Source organism: Nostoc sp. UHCC 0251, assembly GCF_034932245.1.
Taxonomy (GTDB): domain Bacteria; phylum Cyanobacteriota; class Cyanobacteriia; order Cyanobacteriales; family Nostocaceae; genus Nostoc.
This window is the reverse complement of the sequence record NZ_JAYGHD010000183.1, coordinates 1-5,954: the sequence shown is the minus strand read 5'-3', so window position 1 is coordinate 5,954 and position 5,954 is coordinate 1. Positions and strand designations below refer to the sequence as shown.

Annotated in this window: 5 protein-coding genes and 1 pseudogene; 5 read left to right on the top strand and 1 reads right to left on the bottom strand. The window is 37.2% G+C overall.

What is annotated here, in order from left to right:
• Positions 1-292: Rieske 2Fe-2S domain-containing protein (locus tag VB740_RS16790; RefSeq protein WP_323201101.1), on the top strand; the 292-nt coding region annotated here is incomplete at its 5' end.
• Positions 289-483: pseudogene (locus VB740_RS16785) on the top strand (ISLre2 family transposase); the annotation flags it as partial. The gene VB740_RS16790 and the pseudogene VB740_RS16785, both read left to right, overlap by 4 nt.
• A gap of 147 nt (positions 484-630) precedes the next feature.
• Here VB740_RS16785 and VB740_RS16780 read toward each other — a convergent pair.
• Positions 631-2,262, bottom strand: coding sequence for a cyclic peptide export ABC transporter (locus VB740_RS16780; RefSeq protein ID WP_323201100.1), 1,632 nt, complete (start codon positions 2,260-2,262; stop codon positions 631-633).
• A 252-nt stretch (positions 2,263-2,514) separates the two neighbouring features.
• Between VB740_RS16780 and VB740_RS16775 the strand changes: the two genes are divergently transcribed.
• The 3 genes from VB740_RS16775 to VB740_RS16765 all read left to right on the top strand — a co-directional run bounded on the left by VB740_RS16775 (position 2,515) and on the right by VB740_RS16765 (position 5,788).
• A complete protein-coding gene (locus tag VB740_RS16775; RefSeq protein WP_323201099.1) occupies positions 2,515-3,792 on the top strand; it encodes an NAD(P)/FAD-dependent oxidoreductase in 1,278 nt (425 codons plus the stop codon).
• Positions 3,793-3,935: 143 nt separating this feature from the next.
• Positions 3,936-4,115, top strand: coding sequence for a hypothetical protein (locus tag VB740_RS16770; RefSeq protein WP_323201098.1), 180 nt, complete (start codon positions 3,936-3,938; stop codon positions 4,113-4,115).
• A 362-nt stretch (positions 4,116-4,477) separates the two neighbouring features.
• A complete protein-coding gene (locus VB740_RS16765) occupies positions 4,478-5,788 on the top strand; it encodes a hypothetical protein (RefSeq protein WP_323201097.1) in 1,311 nt (436 codons plus the stop codon).
• Positions 5,789-5,954: the final 166 nt, after the last annotated feature.

Here is a 5,954-nt window from a genome sequence, read left to right as displayed (position 1 = left end):
GTTTTCACTGCGGGTTATGAATTCACCGCAAACGAGTCGCACCACCCTACACCCTTGGGGAATTGTTGATAACTGCACCCATTTAGGTTGTACCTTTCCTTGGAATCCCAATGACAATCAATTTCAATGTCCTTGTCACGGTTCTCGCTACGATCCTGATGGGAGAGTAGTACGGGGGCCAGCACCTCTTCCCCTCAAGCTTGTTAGTGTTAACTTGGAAAAGGACTATATCCGAATTTCTCCCTGGACGGAAATTGACCCCCGCACTGGGCAAAAACCCTGGTGGGTTTAGAGTTTAATAAAAAAGGTAGACGTAGTGACAAAACAAATCGTCATGGTTTTCTCGGTGAATGGATGGAGCCAAAGTTACTAACAATTGATGTAGTAAATGAACAAGGTAAAAAAATCAGGACATCAGCAATACCTATAACGAATGATGGCATGTATTCTGGGTATCAAGAGTTCCTAAAAATTTTAGAAATGTAACAGTATCAAATGGTAAAATCTTATGATATACAAGGGTTTGCAGCATATCTTTCACATGGCTAAAAACGAATAGGACTTACTTGACCCAGTTTATGAATGTAGTGCTTATTCTATTTGTTATAAATAGACAAAAAAACTTTACATTTAAGAGGGAACCTTTTTATAAATATTGTTTACCTTGCCATAATCTAACTTAACTATGTGATCTGATAAATAGAAATATTGATCATCATGAGTAACTACTATTACAGTTTTGCCTTTACTTTTCAACTCAGGTAATATTTGCGTATAGAAAATCTTTTTAAATACAGGATCTTGATCGGAAGCCCATTCATCAAATACATATATAGGGCGGTCTTCTAAATAAGCCGTCAACAAGGCTAGACGTTTTCGCTGTCCTTGAGATAATAAAGTGGTAGAAAGGATTCCATTGCTTATTTGAACTTTTTTATCCAGTTGTAATTGAACTAAATAGTCTTTAATTTTATCATCAGTAATATTTTTACCTAAATTAAATAAATTATCGAATAGATAAAAATCAGAAAACACTGCTGAAAAATGTTGGCGGAACCACTCTTGATTTTCCGTAGCCACTAATTTGCCATTGAAATAAATTTTTCCGCTTTCAGGAATGTATAAACCAGTGATTAATTTGATCAGCGTAGACTTACCACTCCCATTACCACCAACAATAAAAACAATTTCACCTCCCGAAACCGTCAAATCAATTGGGCCAAGAGTAAAAGCTGTATCTTCTGAGTCTTGATGATAGGTATGAGTGATACCCAAAAATTCTAAACTGTAACAAAAATTATCTGCTTCATCCCAATTCATTAAATTACTTTCATAACAGCGATTCGACAATAATAGTTTAAGAGATTCAAGCTTTTGTAAAGCAACAGTTGCTTGGCTAAAGGTAGGAACTGCACTCATAATGTAATCTAAAGGTGAAAGCAAGTAGAGAATAGTCAATGCATATCCAGATAAAATATGATTAGGGATAGCTTGGAAAGTAGGCAGAGCAAAAATTACCAATCCTACAACCACAAAAAATAAGCTATTACCCCAACTAGCAGCAACTGCAAATATAGTCATTCCAACTACATTATTGCGTCTAGATAATTGTGCCGTTTCTTTAAGTTCTTGCTTTAAAAATATTTGTCGTCGTTCTTTGTGAAGCTTTAGTTCTTTAGTTCCCTCAGTTATACTCTGAAAATGGTTAAACAGTTGATCTTCTTGCTGACGAGCTAGGGTAAAAAATGAGGTTGCTTTATATGCAATCTGTTGATAGCTAAATATTCCTAGCAATAGAGAAATGATCACCAGAAAAAATATCGTTGGAGATAACCAAAATAAATACAAAAGACAACTCACTACGATGGTCATATCAATACACAACGTAGGGATAATGTAGACTGTGCGAGAAATTGCTAAAACATCGTCTGTTAATGTAGCTAATATACGATGTTTCCCTAACTTTTCTAGATCATATAGTGGTGCAGATAAAATTCTCTCGCTCAATGTAAGGCGTAATTCTACAATTGCTTTTTCTGCTAAATTTATTAACAAATATTTAGAAATAATATTTGTTAAAAACTTGACAAGACAAAGACCGATAAAACTGTAAATTAATATTCTTCTCAGAGATGATTGATTAATATGTGTATTGATTGTTATAAGTAATCCGGCTGTACTAACCCCACTTAATAATCCAATGCAGGTAGCAAGAGTGAGAATTTTCCAAGAAGAACGTAACAGCAAAGTTATTAAGTTCATGTCAACTCTTTCGTTATAGCTAGTCTAACTATTTATATTTAGAAGTAGACGATTGCAGTGTCGATACAGAAAAGTTAAGGAGTTAGGCAGGGAAATCACTTAACTTGTGAACTTAACTCATGAATATAGGAAGCAGGAACGAGATTTAAGTAGGTTCGCAACGGCTCAAATTCCCTAACTAATCTATATCGACTATTGAAGTACCAAATTTTATAAAGATAAGAGTTAAGATTCGCAATCAAAGCCAATTTTATGAAGGCTGAACTAGACGTTATCGTTATTGGGGCTGGTTTTTGCGGTATTACTGTAGCTGCAAGTTTAAAAAAATTTGGAATTGATAACTTTGTTGTGATAGAGAAAGGTGAAACTGTCGCAACTATCTGGAAAAACGCCTACGAGCGATTAGTTACTCAAAATCCTTACTTTACTTTACCTTTTTTTGAGGGTAAGGCAAAATACTCCACATTTAAGACGAAAGAGGAAATGGTGGAGTATTTAACAGAATATGCACATCATTTTCAAGTTGATTCACATATTCGTTGTGGTGAGGAAGTACAAAATATTACCAAAAATTATAATCAGAATCAAACAGATGAGAACTGGCAAATACAAACAACTAAAGACACTCTACAGTGCAAGGTTCTTGTTATCTGTACTGGACTAACTAATGAACCTGTGATACCAAAGCTTGTGGAACAAGAAAACTTTTTAGGTAAGATTATTCATAGTAGTGCCTATAAAAATGGCATTCCTTATCAAAATCAGCAGGTTTTAGTCATTGGTTCGGGGAATTCAGCAGCAGAAATCGCACTTGATTTATATGAACACGGTGCTGAACGTGTAGATATGTTAATTCGCGGTAAACGTTGGGTATTTCCTCTTTATCCGAGACTGCGATCGCTACAATATTGGTTATGGCGCAGTAGGTCATACTTTAAACGTTTGTTTAATAATAATACAATAGATTCTCGAATAGAAGCTATGGCAAAAGCCATAGATTTCTCACCAGAAGAATTACAAGCAGACATCAAGGAAACTGATAAATTTATTCAGCGTTTTGCTTTAGATTTGAGTGCATACTCTATCTATCGAGAAGATAAAGGGCCAATGGATGTGGAAGTTAACCAGGGCCGTGTAGCTTGGGTAGATAGAGGTACTGTTCAACAAATCAAAAAAGGAAATATTCGAGTCATCTCTAATAGTATTCAACAACTTACAAAGACGGGCGTAATTTTTACCAATGGTGTATCACAAAATTACGATGCAATTATTTTAGGCACTGGCTTTCGTCCTGGTATAAATAAAATTTTGAGACAGCCGCAATTGTATCTAAATTTAAATGATAGGTTATTACCAAAAACAGATGGTAAATGCCAATCTATTGTTGACCCTACACTTTACTTTGTAGGTTTTGAGAAAACTGTCGCTAGATCCGCAACTTATGGATATTACGGCTGGTGTACAGGTAAAAGAATTGCCTTGCAATTGCTGGAAAGAAAATTCTTATCGCGTCAAAAATTGCAGATTTAACTCTAGTTAAGCATCATGCTGTAAAAGTTAAGTCTCAAGTTAAGTTAGCTTCTACATTTAATTCCTTAACTTTTCTGTATCGACTTTTAACTTGGCAAATTCTATAAAGATAACAGAACACCTGCAATCAAGGAGTTGAACTTATGAAGACTTTAACAAATTCTCTGAACAATATGCGTTGGAACAGACTGTTTACATTTGTTTTGTCATTCGGCATTTTATTATTTGCACAAGCCTGCAATCCTCGTTATGCAAAACTAGATTCTCCACAACCTACTGGAGAAACTTCTGTTAATTATCCACTCAATCAAGCTGGTAATTAAATTTTTCTAAGCTTGACAAATCAGCCAGATTTATCTATAAATCAAATTAGAGTTTTTCTGGTTGTAGTTCCTCCGGTTAATAGAACTTACACAAAGATTTATCAGTGTAAGTTCTTTACATCTAACTTATCGAATAACCATTAACTGAACTAATAAATAGGAGAAAAATATGCAACCTCAATGGGACAACTATTTCTAATTCTGATGGACAAACACCCATTCCTATTGTTGATCAAACCCTTTTAGTAGACAGATTCATTCTCGCTGGTACGCAACTGAAAACAGCTAGAGAAGTCCGCTATCGGCGCAGTCGCCATAAAATTCTCAAAAATGGTGCTAAAGATACTCTCGGCGCTACAGATATGGATAATCGTCCATTTTTTGAACCAACTATGGAGTTAGGTTTTGTTTGTAACTTGGTGGATGGACGGTTTACGGTTTTGCAAGTCCCAACGGGTATTCCTGATATTAAACGTTGGCAGATATTTGTCCATAATCAACAGACTAACAGAATTGATGCTTACAATATTGAACGTTCTGCTGATGGATTTTTCAATACTCAAGGTACAGAAAGTCCAGATGCATTTGCCAAAATGGGTTATGCAGAATCAGCTATAAAGTTAGATGCAGATACCTATATTGCAAAACAAGAGTTTAATATTTCCGCTTGGATTAAACCAGAAACTACTGGTGTTTTAGCGGGAGGACTCACAGGTGCGATCGCTGGAGCCTCAGTTGCCGGCGCAGCTGCACCCTTTGTAGCCGCCGCAGGAATTGCCGCCGGTGGTTTAATCGATGCGTTGACTTCCAACAACGATTTACCAGCGCAATACAGTAAACGTAACTTAGTCAACAGCTACATTTGGACAGCAGACGGGGGACTCTTCGCTGAATCGACAGAAACCACAGATATACAGCAAGAATCTACCAGTGGAGCGTATAATTTCACAGGTAACGCCACCTTCAGCGCTGCCGCCACCGGAGAAGTAGTTGGTATCAGTTTAAACGTAGAAACTAAAGCATCCTTTGGTGGTAGTTTAAACCTCACCAAATCCAAAACCAAAGAAGCCAGCCAATCTTTTAGAATCGACTTAACAAATAACACCCAAGGCGATTTACAGAGATTTAGGCTAGATGAAAGAGGTAACTTGGTACGAGATGAAGCCGATCGCCCCATCCGCGAATTCGATGCCAATGGTAATCCTTTGGATGCTCCCGGTAAAGTCAACGCCTATCGCTTCTTGAGCTTCTACCTCACCCCAGATACCCAAAATTACGACGCTTTCTTTAATGAAGTCGTCGATCCCATCTGGTTAGAGGAAAGTAATTCACCTAATGCTCAAGCACTCCGCCAAGCACAACAACTCGAAGGCGGCCCCGCTTGCTGGCGCATTTTCCACCGCGTCACCTTTGTTAGCCGCATTCTGCCAGAGTTCCCCGACCCCACAGCCCCACCATTAGACCGGGCAATTCAAAATACTGACTTAAGCAGCAGTTACGAATTAATCCGTTTAATTGAGCCATTTGTCCGTAATGCTACGGCTAATGCTGGCGAATTCGATGCTGCTGTCAGGAATGCAATTCAGGTTTATTTGCCAGAGTTATCTGAGGGTTTAACTCAGGAGGTTGTGTTGACATTAGCTAATTACTTTGGTGTGGAGGGAGTAGTTTAATTAAAACCAATCCACAGCAATTCTAAATTATTTGTGAAATGCACAGATTCCGGAATTCTTAAAAATCCCGGAATCTATTGCTATCTATAATTATGTTGCAAATTAATAAGTCAATACCGTTCAGTTAAGGCTAAAAACTACAACTGGCGTAGGTTGGGTTGAGGAA

What these genes read in the sequence shown, in the direction of transcription:
- VB740_RS16780 (WP_323201100.1), bottom strand. Translation starts at nt 2,262, where the DNA reads ATGAACTTAATAACTTTGCTGTTACGTTCTTCTTGGAAAATTCTCACT.
- VB740_RS16775 (WP_323201099.1), top strand. Translation starts at nt 2,515, where the DNA reads ATGAAGGCTGAACTAGACGTTATCGTTATTGGGGCTGGTTTTTGCGGT.
- VB740_RS16770 (WP_323201098.1), top strand. Translation starts at nt 3,936, where the DNA reads ATGAAGACTTTAACAAATTCTCTGAACAATATGCGTTGGAACAGACTG.
- VB740_RS16765 (WP_323201097.1), top strand. Translation starts at nt 4,478, where the DNA reads ATGGATAATCGTCCATTTTTTGAACCAACTATGGAGTTAGGTTTTGTT.